Source organism: Dietzia sp. 2505 (assembly GCF_040546785.1).
Taxonomy (GTDB): domain Bacteria; phylum Actinomycetota; class Actinomycetes; order Mycobacteriales; family Mycobacteriaceae; genus Dietzia.
The window spans coordinates 146,413-165,674 of the sequence record NZ_JBEPON010000003.1 but is presented as its reverse complement, the minus strand read 5'-3'; the positions used below and the strand labels follow the sequence as shown (position 1 = coordinate 165,674).

At 70.5% G+C, this 19,262-nt stretch carries 16 protein-coding genes and 2 tRNA genes; 8 read left to right on the top strand and 10 right to left on the bottom strand.

The window, feature by feature from the left end:
• The first annotated feature begins 36 nt into the window (after positions 1 to 36).
• On the top strand, positions 37 to 966 hold the full coding sequence (locus ABIE38_RS07660; RefSeq protein ID WP_354055056.1) for an SDR family oxidoreductase: 930 nt from the start codon (positions 37 to 39) through the stop codon (positions 964 to 966).
• An 80-nt stretch (positions 967 to 1,046) separates the two neighbouring features.
• Positions 1,047 to 2,711, top strand: coding sequence for an alpha/beta hydrolase (locus tag ABIE38_RS07655; protein ID WP_354055054.1), 1,665 nt, complete (start codon positions 1,047 to 1,049; stop codon positions 2,709 to 2,711).
• A gap of 67 nt (positions 2,712 to 2,778) precedes the next feature.
• Here ABIE38_RS07655 and ABIE38_RS07650 read toward each other — a convergent pair whose 3' ends face one another.
• Positions 2,779 to 4,644 (bottom strand): ABC transporter ATP-binding protein, encoded by a 1,866-nt coding sequence (locus ABIE38_RS07650; RefSeq protein ID WP_502914751.1) that lies wholly within the window; start codon positions 4,642 to 4,644, stop codon positions 2,779 to 2,781.
• Positions 4,645 to 4,870: 226 nt separating this feature from the next.
• On the opposite strand from ABIE38_RS07650, the gene ABIE38_RS07645 reads away from it, so the two are divergent.
• Together ABIE38_RS07645 and ABIE38_RS07640 are read left to right on the top strand one after the other, a co-directional pair.
• Entirely contained in the window at positions 4,871 to 6,448 is a 1,578-nt protein-coding gene (locus tag ABIE38_RS07645; protein ID WP_354055053.1) for a fatty acid desaturase, read from the top strand.
• Between the two features lie 42 nt (positions 6,449 to 6,490).
• The gene (locus tag ABIE38_RS07640; RefSeq protein WP_241730643.1) at positions 6,491 to 7,126 is read left to right on the top strand and encodes a TetR/AcrR family transcriptional regulator; all 636 of its coding nucleotides are present in this window, start codon (positions 6,491 to 6,493) and stop codon (positions 7,124 to 7,126) included.
• Between the two features lie 63 nt (positions 7,127 to 7,189).
• Here the strand turns inward: ABIE38_RS07640 and ABIE38_RS07635 are convergent, their stop codons facing one another.
• On the bottom strand, positions 7,190 to 7,948 hold the full coding sequence (locus tag ABIE38_RS07635; protein ID WP_179524022.1) for a PaaI family thioesterase: 759 nt from the start codon (positions 7,946 to 7,948) through the stop codon (positions 7,190 to 7,192).
• Between the two features lie 12 nt (positions 7,949 to 7,960).
• Here ABIE38_RS07635 and ABIE38_RS07630 point away from each other — a divergent pair, with 12 nt between their 5' ends.
• A complete protein-coding gene (locus ABIE38_RS07630) occupies positions 7,961 to 8,782 on the top strand; it encodes an SDR family NAD(P)-dependent oxidoreductase (RefSeq protein WP_354055051.1) in 822 nt (273 codons plus the stop codon).
• A 34-nt stretch (positions 8,783 to 8,816) separates the two neighbouring features.
• Here ABIE38_RS07630 and ABIE38_RS07625 read toward each other — a convergent pair whose 3' ends face one another.
• Genes ABIE38_RS07625 through ABIE38_RS07615 form a run of 3 tightly spaced genes read right to left on the bottom strand, consistent with a single transcriptional unit; the run spans position 8,817 to position 11,738 of the window.
• Entirely contained in the window at positions 8,817 to 9,515 is a 699-nt protein-coding gene (locus ABIE38_RS07625; protein ID WP_354055049.1) for a PaaI family thioesterase, read from the bottom strand.
• Positions 9,516 to 9,555: 40 nt separating this feature from the next.
• On the bottom strand, positions 9,556 to 10,287 hold the full coding sequence (locus tag ABIE38_RS07620; RefSeq protein WP_354055047.1) for a PaaI family thioesterase: 732 nt from the start codon (positions 10,285 to 10,287) through the stop codon (positions 9,556 to 9,558).
• Positions 10,287 to 11,738, bottom strand: a complete 1,452-nt coding sequence (locus ABIE38_RS07615) for an FAD-dependent oxidoreductase (protein ID WP_354055045.1) — start codon at positions 11,736 to 11,738, stop codon at positions 10,287 to 10,289. Before ABIE38_RS07615 ends, ABIE38_RS07620 begins: the two co-directional genes overlap by 1 nt.
• Positions 11,739 to 11,791: 53 nt before the next feature.
• On the opposite strand from ABIE38_RS07615, the gene ABIE38_RS07610 reads away from it, so the two are divergent.
• Both ABIE38_RS07610 and ABIE38_RS07605 read left to right on the top strand, forming a co-directional pair.
• Positions 11,792 to 12,346 carry a nuclear transport factor 2 family protein gene (locus ABIE38_RS07610; protein ID WP_354055043.1) on the top strand — a complete coding sequence of 185 codons (555 nt, stop codon included), beginning with the start codon at positions 11,792 to 11,794 and terminating at the stop codon, positions 12,344 to 12,346.
• A 10-nt stretch (positions 12,347 to 12,356) separates the two neighbouring features.
• Positions 12,357 to 12,827 carry a hypothetical protein gene (locus ABIE38_RS07605; RefSeq protein WP_354055042.1) on the top strand — a complete coding sequence of 157 codons (471 nt, stop codon included), beginning with the start codon at positions 12,357 to 12,359 and terminating at the stop codon, positions 12,825 to 12,827.
• A 21-nt stretch (positions 12,828 to 12,848) separates the two neighbouring features.
• Here the strand turns inward: ABIE38_RS07605 and ABIE38_RS07600 are convergent, their stop codons facing one another.
• The 5 genes from ABIE38_RS07600 to gyrA form a co-directional block, all read right to left on the bottom strand.
• Positions 12,849 to 14,081, bottom strand: a complete 1,233-nt coding sequence (locus ABIE38_RS07600; RefSeq protein ID WP_354055041.1) for an MFS transporter — start codon at positions 14,079 to 14,081, stop codon at positions 12,849 to 12,851.
• Positions 14,082 to 14,102: 21 nt separating this feature from the next.
• A tRNA-Ala gene (locus ABIE38_RS07595) sits at positions 14,103 to 14,175 on the bottom strand.
• A gap of 59 nt (positions 14,176 to 14,234) precedes the next feature.
• Positions 14,235 to 14,308 (bottom strand) — tRNA-Ile (locus ABIE38_RS07590).
• Positions 14,309 to 14,397: 89 nt separating this feature from the next.
• On the bottom strand, positions 14,398 to 15,021 hold the full coding sequence (locus ABIE38_RS07585; protein WP_354055039.1) for a DUF3566 domain-containing protein: 624 nt from the start codon (positions 15,019 to 15,021) through the stop codon (positions 14,398 to 14,400).
• Between the two features lie 6 nt (positions 15,022 to 15,027).
• Positions 15,028 to 17,550 (bottom strand): DNA gyrase subunit A, encoded by a 2,523-nt coding sequence (gyrA, locus tag ABIE38_RS07580; protein ID WP_354055037.1) that lies wholly within the window; start codon positions 17,548 to 17,550, stop codon positions 15,028 to 15,030.
• A gap of 308 nt (positions 17,551 to 17,858) precedes the next feature.
• On the opposite strand from gyrA, the gene ABIE38_RS07575 reads away from it, so the two are divergent.
• The gene (locus tag ABIE38_RS07575) at positions 17,859 to 19,208 is read left to right on the top strand and encodes an alpha/beta fold hydrolase (RefSeq protein WP_354055035.1); all 1,350 of its coding nucleotides are present in this window, start codon (positions 17,859 to 17,861) and stop codon (positions 19,206 to 19,208) included.
• Positions 19,209 to 19,262: the final 54 nt, after the last annotated feature.

The following is a 19,262-nucleotide window of genomic DNA, read 5'->3' as shown; positions in this document are numbered from 1 at the left end:
ACTGAACCGACCCCCTCTCAACACCAGGAGTCACCCATGGTCAATCCCATCGATTTCACCGACCGCGTCGCGATCATCACCGGCGCCGGAGGCGGCCTCGGCCGCGCCTACGCGCTCGCCCTGGCCGAGCGCGGTGCTAAGGTCGTCGTCAACGACCTCGGTGGCGACGTCCACGGCGAGGGCGGCACCTCCTCCCCGGCCCAGCGCGTCGTCGACGAGATCGTCGCCACCGGCGGCGAGGCCATGGTCGACGGCAACGACATCACCGACGAGGCCGCGGTCGACGCCCTGGTCTCCTCGGTCATCGACAAGTGGGGACGCATCGACATCCTCATGAACAACGCCGGCATCCTGCGCGACAAGTCGTTCGGCAAGATGGACACCGACGACTTCCGCAAGGTCCTCGAGGTCCACCTCATGGGATCGGTCAACTGCACCAAGGCCGTCTGGCCCCACATGGTCGAGGCCGGATACGGCCGCATCCTCATGACCACCTCGTCCTCGGGCATCTACGGCAACTTCGGCCAGTCCAACTACGCCGCCGCCAAGTCCGGCCTGGTCGGCCTGATGAACGTGCTGGCCATCGAGGGCGCCAAGAAGAACATCAGGGTCAACTCGATCGCCCCCACGGCCGCCACCCGCATGACCGAGGACCTGCTCCCACAGCGCGTGCTGGACATCATGGGCCCGGAGACCATCGCTCCCGGCGCCCTGTTCATGGTCAGCGAGGAGGCCCCCACCAAGACCATCCTCGGTGCCGGCGCCGGCGTGTTCGCCGTCTCCCAGATGGTCGAGAGCCGCGGGATCTACCTCCCGGACAACGCCCGCACCCCCGAGGTCGTGGCCGAGCGGTGGAACGAGATCGCCGACGTCACCGACGCGAACCCCCTGGAGTCGGCTTTCGAGCAGACCTCCAAGTACGCCGCGCTCGCGGCGCGCGAACTGGGGCTCCACCTCGAGAGCTGAGCCGCCAGGGCGCGTGGGCGGGATAGACTCCGCTCACGCGCCTGGCGCTCCGCCACGGTCTTCTCACCCCTGGACCGGTCTTGACCACGACACCGTCGACGGAGACGATCCGCGGCTTCACCCGTTCCCTGCATCCGGTCGGACTGGCCGTGGCGCTGCTGTTCTTCGTGTGGTCCATGACGCCCTCCCTGCTGCCGCGGGTGTGGCCCCTCCAGGCCGTGGCGACCGGGATCAGCCTCGCGACCGGGTACGGTCTGGGTTGCCTGATCGCATGGGCGGTCCGCTCCTGCGGCATCTCCCCGGACCATCCCGCCCGCCTGCGCAGGATCGGCTGGTGGTCCCTGGCCGTCGTGGCCGCGGTGACCGTCCCGACGTTCCTGGTCCTGGGGTCCTGGTGGCAGCAGATCACCCGGGACCTGGCCGGCATCGAACGCATCGACCGCGCCAACTACCTGCTCGTCCTGGTCCTGTCACTACTGGTCGCGACGGTCATCCTCGCGGCGGCCAGGTCGATCCGGCGCGGCACGGCGGCGCTGACCCGGATCGCCGCACCCCATGTCCCGGCCCCCGTCGCCCGCATGGTGGCACTGGGTCTCGTGCTCCTCATCGCGGTGCTGTCGATCAACGGGTTCGTCTACCGCGGGGTGATCGGCCTGGCCGACAGGACGGCCTCCGCCGCGGACCACGGCACCGCCGACGGAGTGCGACAACCCCGCGCCGCCGAGAGGTCGGGGTCGCCGGTCTCCGCGCAGGCGTGGGAGAGCCTGGGCAGGGAGGGCCGGACCTTCGTCGCGGGCGGCCCCACCGCGGGTGAGATCGAGGAGGTGACGGGGCGGGCGGCGCGCACCCCGATCCGCGTCTACGCCGGGCATGACGCGGCCGGCACCGTCGAGGAGGCCGCCGACCTCGTGGTGGACGAGCTCCACCGCACGGGAGCATTCGACAGATCCGTGCTGGCCGTCGCCACCACCACCGGGCGCGGATGGGTCAACCCCCGCGTCGCCGGGGCCCTCGAGTACACCACCGGTGGGGACTCCGCGATCGCGGCCATGCAGTACTCTTTCCTGCCCAGTCCTCTGGCGTTCGTGGCCGATCGCGAGTCGCCACAGCGAGCGGGACGCGCCTTGTTCGAGGCGGTGGAGCGGGCCGTCGCGGAGGTGCCCGAGGCTCGTCGCCCCGCGCTCGTCGCCTTCGGGGAGAGCCTCGGCTCCTTCGGGGGCCAGACCGCCTTCGGTGGTGCCCAGGACATGGTGGCCCGGACCGACGGCGCCCTGTGGGTGGGCACGCCCAACTTCTCTCCGCAGTGGTCCTACCTCACCGACCGCCGCGATGCCGGTTCACCGGAGCGGCTACCGGTGATCGACGGCGGTGAACACGTGCGCTTCGCCGCGGGCGGACCGGACCTGGATCTCGACGGCACACCCTGGTCCTCTCCGCGGATCGTCTACTGGCAGCACGCGTCCGATCCCATCACCTGGTGGTCGCCCGACCTCCTGCTGCAGCGCCCGGACTGGCTGCGAGAACCGCTGGGCCCCGATCTCGACCCGGGGGTGCGGTGGACCCCCTTCGTGACGTTCTGGCAGGTCACCCTGGACATGGTGTTCTCCGCGGACGTCCCGGCCGGCCACGGTCACACCTTCGGGCCGGACGCCGCGCAGATGTGGGCCCGGATCCTGGACCCCCCGCGCCGGACCGACGCCGAGACAGACCGGGTCCACGACGCGATCGCCGAGGGACGCTACTGACAGGGGTGCTGTCGACGGTGCTGTCGACCGGTGGGAGTACTCCCGACCGGCCCCGCCGGCGCGGCTGCTACTCCTGGTCCGCGAACTGGGTCTCGTACAGCTCGCTGTAGCGCCCGCCCGCGGCCAACAGCTCGGTGTGGGTGCCCGACTCCACCACGCTGCCGCCCTCCAGCACGAGGATGCGGTCGGCGGCGCGGACGGTGGACAACCGGTGGGCGATCACCAGGGACGTCCGGTGGGACATCGCCTCGGTGAGGGCCTCCTGGACCGCGGACTCGTTGGTGGAGTCCAGTGCGCTGGTGGCCTCGTCCAGCACCACCACGGAGGGCTCCGCGATGAGCAGTCTCGCGATGGTCAGGCGCTGCCTCTCGCCGCCGGAGAGGCGGTACCCGCGGTCGCCGATGACGGTGTCCAGCCCGTCGGGCAACGACCGGACCAGGTCCTCGAGCCGCGCCCGGCGCAGGGCGTGCCACACGAGGTCGTCGGTCACCTCCGGGCGGGCGAAGGTGAGATTGGCCCGGATCGTGTCGTGGAAGAGGTGGCCGTCCTGGGTGACCATGCCCACCGTCCTGCGCAACGACGACGAGGTGACCTCGCGCACGTCGAGGCCCGCCACCCGCACCGCCCCCGAGTCCACGTCGTAGAGCCGCGGGAGCAGCGACGCGATGGTCGACTTGCCTGCACCTGACGACCCGACCAGCGCGATCATCTGTCCCGGCTCGGCGCGGAAGCTGACCCCGTGCAGGACCTCCTGCCCGCCGCGGGTGTCGAGCACGGCGACCTCCTCCAGCGAGGCCAGGGAGACCTTGTCGGCCGAGGGGTAGGAGAACCGGACGTCGTCGAACTCGATGGCGGCGGGGCCCTCGGGCACGTCGACCGCGTCGGGGGCGTCCTTGAGCAGCGGGTCCAGGTCCAGGACCTCGAAGACCCGCTCGAAGCTGACGATGGCGGTCACCACGTCCATCGGCGCGTTGGCGAGCGAGGTCAGCGGGCCGTACAGGCGGGTCAGCAGGAGGGCGAGGGCCACGACGGAGCCGGCGTCCATCCCACCGGTGAGCGCGAACCAGCCGCCGACGCCGTAGACCAACGCGAGAGCCAGGGTGGAGACCAGGGTCAGCGAGTTCATGAACACGCTCATGAGGAGCGCGGTGCGGACACCGATCCCCCGCACCCGACCCGCACGGGAGGCGAACTCCGCGGACTCGGCGTCGGGGCGGCCGAACAACTTGACGAGGGTCGCGCCGCCGGCGTTGAAGCGCTCGGTCATCTGGTCGTTCATCGACGCGTTGAGGTCGGAGGCCTCGCGACGGAGCCTGGCCAGGCGCCTGCCCACGTAGCGGGCGGGGAAGAGGAACACCGGGAGCAGCAGTACCGACATGAGGGTCAGCTGCCAGTTGATCCCGGCCATCACGACTAGGGTGAGGATCAGCTGGACGAGGTTGGACACGACCCCGGAGAGGGTGTCCGAGAAGGCCCGCTGGGCTCCCATCACGTCGTTGTTGAGCCGACTCACCAGCGCGCCGGTCCGGGTCCGCATGAAGAACGCGACCGGCATGGTCTGGACGTGGTCGAACACCGAACGGCGCAGGTCGAGGATCAGGCCTTCGCCGATACGCGCCGACCAGAACCTGGTGACGACATTGTTGATCGCCTCGACGATGCCGATCATCGCGATGGCGGCGGCGAGGAGGAAGACGACCCGCACCGCGGCGCCGTCCACGATCGCCGTGACCACCCGGCCGGCGAGCAGCGGGGTCACCACGGCGAGGGAGGCCCCGAACACGGACAGAATCAGGAACAGGACGATCAGCCGGGTGTGCGGTCGCGCGAACTGACCGATCCGTCGGAAGTTCTCGCGGGTGAAGACGCTGCGGTCCATCGAGATGTTGTTGTTCTCGGCCCGCATCAAGGTGCGCATGGCGGCCTGCTGCATCGTCACGTCCGCCACTCCTCCCGCGTCGGAGAGGATCCGACGGCCTGTGGGTACAACTGTGCGGACGGCCCCCTTATTCCTCGCCAGCCTCAGGGCCGGGTGGCCTCGTCGTCACCCTGCTTGGACAAAATCCGCCCGCATGTCTAGACAGCGGCTGTGAATTTGTCTAACCTGGTGTCCAGGCAGTGGCGTAGGCCACACAAAATGATCTTGGAGGTCGTTGACGATGTCCAGCACCGAGTACATCCGCCCCCGGGGCGCAGACGAGCGTCCCGACCGGGACCACACGACGGATCCCGCCGACCAGGTCACCTCCGCGCTGGGTGACGCCGCGCTGGGTGAGGCCGCAGTGGGTGACGCCACGGACGCCGCGGTCGAGCCCTACGCGTGGACCGACGCCAAGCGGTACCTGTGGCTGCTCGGCCTGATCCCGGCGATGGGGCTGTTCCTCTCGATGCCGTTCGTCATCGGGTTCAACGGGCTGGGTCTGGGCTGGGCCGCCACCGCCGCGTGGTTCCTGCTCCCCGTCCTGGTCTACGTCGCCATCCCCCTCGGCGACCTGGCGGTCGGAGCCGACGGCCAGAACCCGCCGGACGAGGTGATGGACCGGCTCGAGGCCGACCCCTTCTACCGCTGGTGCACCTACCTGTACATCCCTTTCCAGTACGCGTCCCTCATCGTCGCCTGCTACCTGTGGACCGCCCAGGACCTGTCGTGGCTCGGCTACGACGGCGGTCTCGGGATCGCCGCCTCGATCGGTGTGGCCTGGACCGTGGCCATCACGGGCGGCATCGGCATCAACACCGCTCACGAGCTCGGTCACAAGATCGCCGGGAGCGAGAAGTGGCTGTCCAAGGTCGCCCTGGCCACCACCGGGTACGGACACTTCTTCATCGAGCACAACCGTGGGCACCACGCCCGCGTCGCCACCCCCGAGGACCCGGCCAGCTCGCGCTTCGGCGAGTCTTTCTGGGCGTTCCTGCCGCGCAGCGTCGTGGGCTCCGCACGGTCGGCCTGGCACCTCGAGTCCGAGCGGCTCGGCCGCCTGGGCAAGAGCCCGTGGACGATCCGCAACGACAACCTCAACGCGTGGCTCATGACCGTCGTGCTCTTCGGCGGACTCATCGCGGTGTTCGGCTGGGAGGTCGCACCCTGGCTCCTCGTCCAGGCGGTCTTCGGCTTCTCCCTGCTGGAGGTGGTCAACTACCTGGAGCACTACGGCCTCAAGCGGCAGAAGACCTCCGCCGGCCGATACCAGCGCTGCCGCCCGGAGCACTCGTGGAACTCCGATCACCTGGTGACCAACATCTTCCTGTACCACCTGCAGCGTCATTCGGATCACCACGCCAACCCGATGCGGCGCTACCAGGTCCTGCGCAGCTTCGAGCAGGCCCCGCAGCTGCCGTCCGGGTACGCCACGATGATGGTCCTGGCATACGTGCCGCCGCTGTGGCGCAAGGTCATGGACAAGCGCGTGCTGGCCCACTACGACGGTGACATCACCCGGGCCAACATCCAGCCGTCCAAGCGCGAGAAGATCCTCGCCCGCCACGGGGTCGATGCGGCCGGCGCCGGCTCCACCGCGGTGGCGGAGAAGGTGGTCGTGGACACCGACATCGCCGCTGACCAGATCTCGCCGACCGGCGAGTACGTGTGCCCGAACTGCGGGCACCATTATTCCGAGGCGGCCGGCGAGCCCCGTGAGGGCTTCCCTCCCGGGACCCCCTGGTCGGCGATCCCCACCACGTGGCGTTGCTCGGACTGCGGCGTCCGCGACAAGGTCGACTTCCTGCCCGTGAAGTAGCCCTCCACACCCGCGGACGCCAGATCAGGAACAATGGACCTCATGCCGCGCCGCCCCTCCACCAGTGACCGACGCTCCTCCGGGGATTCCCAGGGGGAGCGTTGGTCGCCTCGCCTCACCGTCTTCGACGCGATGCACGAACTGTTGGAGTCCCGTGACTGGTCGGCGGTGACCATGTCCGACGTGGCCAAGGCCGCAGGACTGAGCCGGCAGACGCTCTACAGCACGTTCGGCAACCGTCAGGGCCTGGCCCAGGCGTACGCGCTCCAGCTGTCGGAGACCTTCGCCGGGGAGATCCGGGACTCCATCATCCGGCATCCGGGGCAGATCGAATTGGCCCTGAGTGAGGGGATCAACGGCTTCCTGCGGTCCAGCAGCCGTGACCCGCTCATCCGGGCGCTCGTGACCGGGGACATCAAGCCGGACCTGCTGCGGCTGATCACCACCGAGGCGGGGCCGCTCATCGAGCGCGCCACCGAGGTCCTCGTGCCGGCCCTGTCCGAGAGCTGGATGCGGATCGAGGCGAGCCAGGCCCGGCTAGCCGCCTCGATCATCGCCCGGATCGGCATCAGCTTCATCTCGCTCCCGCCCGAGGACCCGGACCAGTTGGCCTCGGGCCTGACCGAGGTGATCGCCCCCTACCTGCAGAAGGTCGTGCAGGTCGACCTCCAACACTAGAGGCGGCGACGCCCGAGACCGCTAACCCGAGGCCGGTGGCCCGGGGCCGGATGTCGAGTCCGGTCAGGCACCGTCTCCCACGGTCGACCGCTGGTCCGGGCGACCCGGTACCGCGACGCTCGCCTCGAGGAAGAGCCCGCGCGCCTCGACGCAGAGCCGGTCGCCCGCGTGGATGGTCGCCTTGGTCCAGGTCTTGCGGCCGTCCACCTCGTCCACCCACGAGCGGAACGTCAGCGGCCGTAGGAGCGGCGTGGGTGACCGGTAGTCGATCTCGTAGTGGGCGGTCATCCCGTAGCGGCCTCCCCAGTGGTTCGCGAAGCCCATCATGTGGTCGATGATCAGCGCGCTGATCCCACCGTGGACGCACCCGGGAGGGCCCTGGTAGGCCAGTCCGAGTGTGACCTCCGCCGTCACCGACCCGTCGTCACACCCGGAGAACCGCACCGGCGGGGCGATCGGGTTCTCCGGACCGCCCACGGGGTTGGCCCGGCGGGACCCGGCACCGGTCCACATCGCCTCCAGCCGGCGGGCGGGCTCCGGCACGCGGGGCTCGAGGAGGTCCGCGACCTCGGCCAACCGGTCCGCGATGTCCCCCAGCTCGACCTCCGAGTGGGCGAGCCCGGCTATCGCCTCCCGCAGTCTGCGCAGCTCCGCCACCGAACGATCGAGATCGGGATCCGGCGTGGGCAGGTCTGGGACCGCGATCGGATCGAAGGTGTCCCCCAGTCGCTCCCGCATGCTGCTCAACTGGAAGTCGTCCACGCCCTCGATCCTCGGGAGCGGACCTCGACCGATTTCGGGACTGTCGCTGTCGTTAGTCATACTCTGGAGACTATGTCGACACCCGTCAAAAAGAAGCAGATCGATCCGTCCACGTACGGCCCCTGGGCTCTGGTCGTGGGCGGCAGCGAGGGAGTGGGTGCCGAGATCGCCCTCCGCCTGGCCGACGCCGGCGTCTCGTCCGTGCTGGTCGCCCGCCGGAGCGGCCCCCTCGAGGAGACCGCCGAGGCCGTCCGCGCCCGGGGCGTGGAGTGCCGCGTGCTCTCCGTCGACCTGACCGAGCCCGGTGCCGCCGACGGGATAGCCGCCGCCTGCGACGGGCTGGACGTGGGGTTGGTGGTCCTCAACGCCGGGGCCAACACCTACGGCGCGGAGTTCGCCGAGTCGGACATGGAGCGGGTCCAGCAGCTGATCGACCTCAACATCACCTCGCCGCTGGCGGTCATCCGGAACTTCGCCCCCGCGCTCAAGGCCCGCGGCCGGGGCGGCATCGTGGTCATGGGGTCGATGGCCGGCTACCTCGGTCACGCGGACATGAGCATCTACTCGGCGGCCAAGGCCTTCAGCCGGGTGTTCGTGGAGGGCCTGTGGCTCGAGATGCGCGAGCACGGGGTCGACGTGGTCGAGGTGATCCTCGGCGTGACCCGCACCCCGGCGATGATCCGCGCCGGTCTGGACATGGATCTCCCGGGCATGACCGTGAGCGAGCCCGCCGACGTCGCCGACGAGGTGCTCGCGTCGATCGGCGAGGGCCCGGTCCACGTCTGCGGCGGGGAGGGCAATCTCAAGGGCGTCGAGTTCAGCTCCGGAGTGGATCGCGGCCGGATCGTGGCCGGGGCGCACAAGCGGATGAAGGCCCTGCGCGGCGAGGGCTGAGCGCCGCCACCGACGCGTCGCGCCCCCGCCCTGGTCAGCCCTCGATGGGGTGGTCCCGCTGCGCGTCCGAGATCCCCCTGGGCTCGATGAACAATGCCTCGGCGCGCGCGCACAGCGTCTCGCCGGTGTACACGGTGGCGCTGGCCCAGATCTTGCGGCCCTCCACGCGGTCCTGTCGCGCCTCGAACCGCAGCGGGGCGTACAGCGGGGTCGGCGAGGTGTAGCTCACCCGCAGGTCCGCGGTCAGGCCGACGCTCTTGGCGGCGGCGTTGGCCAGGCCGAGCATCTCGTCGAAGACCAGCGCGACGATCCCACCGTGGACGCACCCGGGAGGGCCCTGGTACTCGATGCCCAGCCGCAGATCCGCCCGAACGGTGGCGTCGGGGAGGACCACCGGCTCCAGCGGCGGGGAGACCGGATTGCGGCTGCCGATCGCGGGGTTGGAGGCGAGATGCTCCGGAACGCCCCAGGTCGCGTAGTCCGAGGGGCGCACCATGGTGCCGACGGCCTCGAGATGGTCGGCGAGCTCCCGGACGATCCCGACGGCGTCATGGACGTCGTCGAAGCGCGACCCGGCCACGAGACCCCGCACCCGGCGCAGTTCGCGGGCCAGGTCGGTGGAGCCGGAGGTGTCGTCGTCCTGACGCAGGAACGGGACGCCCTCCTCGCCGGCCGAGGCGGGATCGGTCGTTCCGAAGGGGCGGTCGTCGGTGGCGGAGGCATCGGTGGTCACGAAAACCGAATCTACTCCGCATTCACCCGGCCACCGCCGGTCACCCTCCCGCCAGGCGGCGCCGGTTCTCCACCAGCAGGCCGCCGGGCTCGACGAACATGCCCTCGGCGGTCGCGCACAGTCGATCACCCGCGTGGATGGCGCCCTGCGCCCAGATCTTGCGGCCCTCCACCCTCACCTGCCGGCCGGTCACCACGATCGGCTCGAGGACCGGTGTGGGGCTGCGGTAGTCGACGTCCAGGTAAACGGTCATCCCGGTGGTACCGGCGTGGAAGTTCGCCCGGCCCAGCACCACGTCGAACAGCAGCGAGACCACTCCGCCGTGCACGCACGCGGGCGGGCCCTGGTACTCCAGACCCAGCGTCACCTCGCCGCGGAGTGTCCCGTCGGCCAGGATGTCGAACTCGATCGGCGGCGCGAGGACGTTGGAGCGGCCCACCACCGGGCAGTTGGTGACGTAGTCCCCTGACGACCACGTGACCGCCTGCCTGCGCTCCGTGCTCGCCGAGGCGGCCTCCAGCCGGTCGGCCACCTCGCGCACCCGGTCGGTCAGCGGGGCCAGGTCGGCGTCGAACAACCCCCCGGTCGTCAGTGCGCGGATACGACGCACCTGGTCCACCAGCGCATAGAGGCCGGCCTCGTCGTCGTCGACCTCGTCGATCCGTTCCCCGCCACCGCGTGACGGGTGCAGCGGACCGGTCTCCACCACGGGTCGTGCCCGCCGCGGGACAGCCACCGGGTCCGTGGCCCCGCCACTCGGGTGATCGATCACTACCCGGTCCCCTGCGCCGCCCCGCGCCCGGCGCGGCGGCCGAAGAACGAGCCGTCGCCCAGGGACGTGCCGGAGATATAGCCCTCGCCGTGCAGGCCGTGGGTGCAACGGCCCGCGGCGAACAGCCCGGGGATCGCCTCACCCGCGCGGTCCAGCACTCTCGACTGCAGATCCGTGTGCAGCCCACCCAGGGTGAATCCCTGTGCTTTGAGTGGGAGTCCGTTGAAGGAGTCCGGGCCGCCCGCCCCGGTGGGGTAGGCGCCGAACGGCGGCTCGAGCGGGCGGACCCAGCGTGAGCTCTTCCCGAACTGGGGATCCTCGCCGTTCTCGGCACCCGCGTTGTAGCGGCGCAGCTGGTCGGCCAGGGCGTCGGCCGGCAACCCGCAGTCCGCGGCGAGTTCCTCGATGGTCTCCGCGGCGTGCATGGGCTGCATGCCCCACAGTTCGCTCTCCGGGACGTCCTCGATGCCCTTCTCGTCGATGATCACCCACACCGGCGGCCGGCGGTGGTGCACGGCGGCGTGGCAGTACAGGCCCGGGTAGACCTCCTCGTTGATGAATCGCTGGCCGTCACCGTCGACGAGCATCGCCCCCACCGCCAGGCGCGGGATGATGAGCATCGCCGTCTCGGTCTGGTGCATGCGGCGCACGGCGGCGCCGACATCCATGCCCATCTCGATCCCGGAGCCGTCGTCGCGGCCGTCGGAGACCTTGTCCTTGCCCACCTGCTGCGGAGCCCACTGCTCGAGCATGCGGTCGTTGTCGACGAACCCGCCGGTCGCCAGGACCACCCCGCGCGTGGCGTGGTACTCGCGCTCCTCGCCGAACTCGGTCGCCCGCACGCCCGCCACCCGGCCGTCGGCGACGATCAGCGATCGCGCCCTGACATCGCAGTGCAGCGTCACGCCGGCCTTCTGCGCGGTGGCCACCAGGGCGTCCATCAGAACGTTGCCGGCGAAGTTCGGGGCGGGCGGGCGATGCCCGCGGGCCGCGGGCCGCGCGATCGAGGCGTAGGGCTCGGCCCGCTCACCCATCCACATCAGTCCCGAGTCGTCCCCCGGCATCCAGGTGGGGGTGTCCCACAGCTTGTGGTTGAACTCCGCACCGTGCGCCACCAGCCAGTCGTGGTGCTCGACCGCGCCCGCGCAGTAGTCGGCGATCTTGGCCTCGTCCGCGTTCGGCCCCAGTGCCGCGGTGAGGAAGGCGCGCATGTCCTCCTCGGTGTCCTCCACCCCGAGCGCCCGCTGGGTCGCGGTGCCCCCGCCCAGGTAGACCTCGCCGCCCGACTGCGAGGACGAGCCCCCGGGCCCGGACGCGCCCTCCAGGACGACGACCGACGCCCCGGCCTCGGCCGCCTCGATCGCCGCGCACGCCCCCGCGATGCCCATGCCGACCACCACCACGTCTGCGGTGTGTAGCGATGGACGAGTGTCTGGCCTGGTGTCCGTCATGGCCAGAACTATAACGTGTTCATCCCCTGAGACGGCGCATTAACATAGGCCTCATGACGTCCCCTCCCGCTGCCTCCCGACTTGATGCCCTCGAAGCCCGGCTCGCGTCGGCCGAGACCCGGATCACCGACACCCACGCCCGCCTCGACGCCACCCAGGACGAGTTGGCCGTCCTGCGGATCCTCGCCGCCTACTCCCCCAGGGTCGACTCCGGGGACGCCGAGGGCGTCGCCGAGCTCTGGACCGCCGACGGGGTCTACGACGTGGACACCGGTGCGCTCGAGGGCCACGGTGGTCTGGCGGGGATGGTGCGCGGCGAGGCCCACCAGCAACTCATCGCCCACGGGTGCGGTCACGTGCCCGGCCTCCCGGTTGTCCTGCTCGACGGCGACAGGGCCGTGGCCACGGGCTACACCCAACTGGTGGTCCGATCCTCCCGACCGGGGCGCTACACCGTGATGCGCGTGACGGCGAACCGGTGGGAGCTCGAGCGCCTCGGCCCGGTGGACGCGCCCGACCGCGGCTGGCGGGTCGTGCTGCGGACCGCCCGGGCGCTCACCGACGACGGCGAGGGCCGACACCTGCTCGGCAGGTCCCGCGAGGGGTAGCGTGAGCGCCATGCTCCGCCGACAGACCGCGGTCCCCGACCCCACCCTCCGCGCGGGACGGCTCGCGCTGCTCACCACGTGCGCGGCCCACCTGGGATTCCAGTCGATGGTCACCTCGGTCGTCTACCCGACCCTGTTCGAGGGTCCGACGATGGGGATCGGTGAACGCCAGGCCGAACACGCCCGCCGGATCGCCCCGGTGGCCCTGACCCTGTACGCCTCGGGTCTGGGTGCCGCCGCCTGGGCCACCTACGGATCCGTGCGGTCGCCCGACCGTGGTGGCCTGACCGCCACCGTAGTCGCGTGCCTCACCACCGTCGCGGTCCCGGCACTCACCGCCGGGGTCGTTCCGCTCCACATGGGCATCGCCCAGGAACAGGTCACCAGACACCGCATCCAGACACTGTTGGCCTCGGACCGGATCCGCACCGGCCTGGCCGCGATCGGGGTGGCGGCCGCCGCCCAATCACTCAGCGGCTGACGGTCACTCAGCAGCCGACGGTCACCCCGCAGCCGACGGTCCACTCCCCCGGCCCGGTGGACGCATCCGGGCCACCGCCAGCAGCGCACCGACCGCGATCACCGAGACCACCGCCGACATCAGATGGAAGGCGGTGCTGAGGCCGACGACCTCGGACAGCAGAGCCGCCACCACCGCGGGGATCCCCAGCGACAGGTAGGCGACGACGAAGAGGGCGGAGAAGACCTCCCCCCGGGCGTTGTCGGGAGCGTTCTGCGCGACGAGCGACGTGCCCATGAGGAACAGCAGGCCCATGCCCACGCCCGTGACCGCCGACCCCACCACGAGCCCGGGCACCGACCCGGCCTCGAGTGCCAGTGAGGCCGAGGCCAGACCCACCACCAGCGTCACGCCGCCGATCGCGACACCCCTGCGCCACTGTTCCTGACCCGCGCGCAGGTTCCACACCAACTGGGCCAGCGCGGCGGCGGCCTGGAGGCAGGCGACCACCAGGCCGGTCACCAGGTAGTCCGACCGGCCGACGAGGTCCTTGGCGATCGCCCCGCCGAGACCCAGGAAGACCCCGCCCACGGACCAGGAGGCGATCACGCACACCGCGGCGAGGGCGAAGGCGGAACGGGCCGCGGCGGGCACCGCGATCCGCTGGACGCGTACGGCGTCCCGGAGCGTCTGGGGGCCGGCGCCCGAGGTCTCGGGCACCAGGACGACCACGCCCGCGAGCAGTGCGGCCAGGACCACGCCCATCACCACGTACGGGTGGACGAGGGGCGACGACGACGAGGTGGCCACCACTCCCGCCAGGAGCACTCCGGCCGCGATGCCGAAATTGGTCGTGGAGCTACTGGTGAGCGCGCCGACACGGGCGTTCCGGGTGGGGTGCAGCTCGATGATCGCCGCCGCCGCGGATCCGGTGACGAGTCCGACGCCCAGACCCTGCACCACCCGCGCGGCGATCAGCCAGGCCACCGAGGGCGCCGCCGCGAGCGCGGCCATGCTCAGCACCAGCAGCACCAGGCCGGTGATCACCACCGGCCTGCGGCCGATCGCGTCCGAGAGTCGTCCCAACAGCAGTAGTGGGACCAGGACCGCCAACGCGTACACCGCGTAGACGACCGTGATCATGGCGCCGCTGGTCCCCCAGGCCTCCTGGTAGTCCACGTACAGGGGGGACGGTGTCGCGCTCGACATCAGCGCCGCCGTCACGACGAGCGCCATCAGGACGAACGGTGTCCACGAGCGGGAAGTGCTGTCCACGGGCGGTCCTGGGGAGAGGAGTGGAGCCTAGGGGATTCGAACCCCTGACATCTGCCTTGCAAAGGCAGCGCTCTACCAACTGAGCTAAGGCCCCGTTCCACAAAGCGTGAACGCCGGACCGCGGCTAGCGATCCGGCGTCTGCCATGCGGGGGTGGGCCTAGGAGGACTTGAACCTCCGACCTCCAAATTATCAGTTTGGCGCTCTAACCACCTGAGCTATAGGCCCTCGTACCGAAGCGTTAATCTACCCGACGCCCGCACCGCCACCCAAATCGGGAGGCCCGCGGCGACGGCGGGACCCCCCACCCGGGCGCCTCAGTTCCGGCGATCGCTCAGCGTGACCTGCACACCGCCACCGGTCAGCCCGGCGGCGAGGTTGTAGATGAACACCGCGAGGGTGGCCAGGATGGACAGCAGCAGAACGTTGAGGAGTCCCACGCCGCCGCTGTAGAGGAAGATCGTCGACGGCCCGATCGCGGCTGCCGACTCGTCACCCGCCACTCCGGAGAGCAACCCCCCGAGCCGGTCCCACACCCCCATGCCGGAGAGCAGGAGGTAGGTGACACCGATCGCCACCATCCACACCAGGTACAGGGCGAACATCAGCCCGAGCACGGTGGTGAACGCCGACCACGGGTCGATGCGTCGCAATACGAGCACCGACTCCATCGGCCCCCGTCGCTCCGTCGGCGGCACCATGGGGGCCGCGCGCCCGGCCGCGCCACCCGAGTGGGCGGTCGCGACACCGCCGGGCAGTCCCTCGGCGCGGTGCTGGGTCGCCGCGGGGAACGACGCGGTCGCGGTCGCGTCGTCGTCGGTGGTCTCCACGGCGGGGGACTCCGCCCCCGTCGTGGAGCTGGCCGACCCGCCGAAACCCGGCGCAGGGGTGGAACCCTTGGGTGCCGGGCCGCTCTCGGGTCCGTCGCTCGGCTCGGTCATCGCCTTCTACTCCTTGTCGGACCCGGCGTCGAGCCGGTCGTCGTCGTCGGGCTCGTCGGCGTTGCGGGCGATCGCCAGCAGCGAGTCGCCCTCGGCGAGGTTCATCAGGCGCACGCCCTTGGTCTGCCGGCCCGCCTTGCGCACCTGCTTGGCGAACGTGCGGATCACACCACCGCTGGACGTGATGGCGTAGAGCTCGTCCTGCAACTCCACGATCGTCGCACCCACGAGCTTGCCGCGCTTGGGATCGAACATGAGCGTGAGCACGCCCTTGCCGCCCCGGCCCTGGGCCGTGTACTCGGCCAGCGCGGTGCGCTTGGAGTACCCGCGCTCGGTCGCCACCAGCAGGAAGAGCTGGTTCTCGTCCATCTCCGAACGGACCACCGACATGCTGAGCAGGGCGTCGCCGTCGTTGAACCGCATCCCCATGACACCGGACGTCGCACGGCCCATCGGGCGGAGCGTGTCGTCGTTGGCGTGGAAACGGATCGACTGTCCCTTCTCGGAGACCAGGAGGAGGTCGTCCTCGGGGCCGGCGAGGGCGGCGCCCACGAGCTCGTCGCCGTCGCGGAGGTTGACGGCGATGAGACCGCCCGACCGCGGGGAGTCGTAGTCCTCGAGACGAGACTTCTTGACCAGGCCGTTGCTCGTGGCCAGGACCAGGTACGGGGCGTCCTGGTAGCCCTTGATCCGGATGACCCCGGCGATCCGCTCCTCCGGCTGGAACGCGAGGAGGTTGGCCACGTGCTGGCCCCGCGCGGTGCGGCTGGCCTCGGGCAACTCGTAGGCCTTGACGCGGTAGACCCGGCCCTTGGTGGTGAAGAACAGCAGCCAGTCGTGCGTGGAGGAGACGAAGAAGTGCCGGACGATGTCGTCCTGCTTGAGCTCCGCGCCCCGCACACCCTTGCCGCCGCGCTTCTGGGCGCGGTAGAGATCCGTGCGGGTCCGCTTGGCGTACCCGGTCTCCGTGATGGTGACGACGACGTCTTCGCGGGCGATCAGGTCCTCGTCGGTGACGTCGCCGTCGGCCGGGATGATCACGGTGCGCCGGTCGTCGCCGTACTTCTCGACGATCTCGCGGAGCTCGTCTCCGACGATCGCCCGCTGCCGCTCGGGCTTGGCCAGGATGTCCTTGTAGTCGGCGATCTCGAGCTCGATCGAGGCGAGCTGGTCCACGATCTTCTGCCGCTCCAGGGCCGCGAGGCGGCGGAGCTGCATGTCGAGGATGGCCTGGGCCTGGTCGTCGTCGATGTCGAGGAGGTCCTTGAGACCCTCGCGGGCGATGTCGACGGTCTGCGAGCGACGGATGAGCGCGATGACCTCGTCGAGGGCGTCGAGCGCCTTGACCAGCCCTCGCAGGATGTGGGCCCGCCGCTCGGCCTCGTCCAGCAGGTACTGGGTGCGCCGGACGATGACCTCGATCTGATGCGTGACGTACAGCCGCACCAGCTGGTGGATCGGGAGCGTGCGCGGCACGCCGTCGACGATCGACAGCATGTTGGCGCCGAACGACGTCTGCAGCTGTGAGTGCTTGTAGAGGTTGTTGAGGACGACCTTGGCCACGGCGTCACGCTTGAGCGTGATGACGATCCGCAGGCCCACCCGGTCGGACGACTCGTCGTCGATCTTGGAGATGCCGGCGATCTTGCCGTCGCGCAGCTGCTCGGCGATCGACAGGATCATGTTGTCCGGGTTGACCTCGTAGGGCAGCTCGGTGATCACGATGACGGTGCGGTTACCGTCCTCCTCGATGGAGGTCTTGCCGCGCATCCGGATCGAGCCGCGCCCGGTGGTGTAGGCGTCCTTGATGCCCTGGTCCCCGACGATGAACCCGTGGGTCGGGAAGTCCGGCCCCTTGATGAAGCCCATGCAGGCGTCGAGCGCCTCCTCGTCCCCTGCGTCCGGGTTCTCCAGAACCCAGTAGACGGCCTCGGCGACCTCGCGGAGGTTGTGCGGCGGCATCTTGGTGGCCATCCCCACCGCGATGCCACTGGAGCCGTTGATCAGCAGGTTCGGCACCCGGGACGGCAGAACGACCGGTTCGGACGTCTTGCCGTCGTAGTTGGGCTGGAAGTCGACGGTGTTCTTGTCGATGTCCCGCACCATCTCCATGGCGAGCGGGGTCATCTTGCACTCGGTGTACCGCATCGCGGCCGCACCGTCGTTGCCGCGGGAACCGAAGTTCCCCTGACCGTCGACCATCGGGTAGCGCATCGCCCACGGCTGGGCCAGACGGACCAGGGTGTCGTAGATCGCCGAGTCACCGTGCGGGTGGTAGTTGCCCATGGTGTCGGCGACGGGCTTCGCGGACTTCACGTAGCTACGGTCGGGCCGGTAGCCGTTGTCCCACATCGCGTAGAGAATGCGACGGTGGACGGGTTTGAGACCGTCCCGGACGTCCGGGAGTGCCCGCCCGACGATGACGCTCATCGAGTAGTCGATGTAGCTTCTCTGCATCTCCGCCTGGATGTCGACCGGTTCGATGCGGTCGTGTCCCCCGGCGTCGGGCGGCAACGTCGTGTCCGTCATGGGCTCCTCTTCGGTTCCTCGTCGCGCTGGCTTCTCTCGCAGACGATGTCGCGGGCACGCGCGTGCTCTGACGGCGGCCGTAGGACCCACCCAGTCTATAGGTCCTGCGGAAACGGGTTCGAGGGCACGCCTCGGGCGTCCCCATTAGCTCCTCGGGGACGGGACGTCTCCAGGCTGCGCCGCCGGTGCCTTCCGGACGTTCCCGCTCCCGGGCCCACGCCCCGGCCGACCCTCTCCGCTCGTCTGGTTTCCGGTCGTCTCGACGGATTCCCGTGCTCAGCCGATGTGACGCCCGTAACATTTCCGTCATGTCGCGACTCCGCAGTGAACCCGGACACCGAAATCGTCGTCTCGTGGCCGTGGCGGGAGCGGCGGTCTTTGCGCTCGTCAGCGGCCTTCCCGCGACCGTCGGCGCGCAACCGTCGCCGCCGGCGACCGCGAACCGGGACGCCGTCCAGTTCGACCAGCCGGGCGGCTTCTACGACACCCGGGGCCTCCCGGTCGGCGCTCCCGGAGAGGTCCTGCGGTCCGAACCTTCCGGGCTCCCCCTGGCCGTGACCCTCCCGGGGCTCCCCGAGGTGCCCTCCCCGCTGCCCGCTCGCGCCCAACGGGTCGTATACCAGTCCGCAGATGTCGACGGACTCCCGGTCGCCACCTCGGGTGCGCTGTACGACTCGACCGCACCGTGGAACGGTCCCGGCCCACGCCCCACCATCGTGATCGGGCCCGGTACGCAGGGTCAGGGCGATGCGTGTGCCCCGTCCCGGCATCTCGAGACCGCGCTCGGCGTGAACCCGCAGACCGGGGGCGCGGTCCCCTCGTACGAGCAGGCGTTCGCGCTGGTCTTGGCCGCCCAGGGATTCCGGGTGATGGTGGTCGACTACATAGGCCTCGGCACGCCGGGCGTCCACACCTATTCCGACCGGGTGGAGCAGGCCCACGCCATGCTGGACGGTGCCCGGGCCGCGCGCGCTCTCACCGGGGACGCTCCGGTGGTGTTCTGGGGTCACTCCCAGGGTGGAGGTGCCTCGGCGGCCGCCACCGAGCTCGCCCCCGCGTACGCCCCGGACGTCGACCTGCGGGCGGCCTACGCGTCCGCTCCCCCGGCGGATCTGCTGGCTGTGCTCGACCACATCGACGGCTCCACGCTCACCGGTGCGATCGGCTACGCCATCAACGGCATGTCCCAGCGCTTTCCCGCCGTCCGGCAGGTGGTCGACCGCCAGGTCAACGACGCCGGGCGGGCCGCGCTCGCCGACATCGCCGGCCTGTGCACCCTCGACCTGCGCTCTGCGTACGGGAGGCGCACCACTCACGAGTGGACCCATTCGGGCCGGAGCCTCGGCGAGCTGATCCGCTCCGAACCCGAGGCGCTGCGGGTTCTCGATCACCAGCGGATCGGCCGCCTCCGACCCGAGGTGCCGGTGATGGTGGCCGGGGGGATCCACGACGACATCATCCCGCTCGGTCAGGTCGAGCAGCTCGGCCGGGACTGGTGCGCGCAGGGGACCTCCGTGCACTTCCGGTACGAGACGACCCCGCCCGTCGCCGGGGTGACGCACGCCGCGGCGGCCGTGACCAACTTCCCGGCGGCCCTGGACTTCGTCACCCGCCGGCTCGCGGGCGAGCCCGCCCCGAACGACTGCGGCAGCCTCTGACACACGGGTAGGCGGGCATCTCGCAGGGACGGTGGTGACGTTCCTGCGAGATGC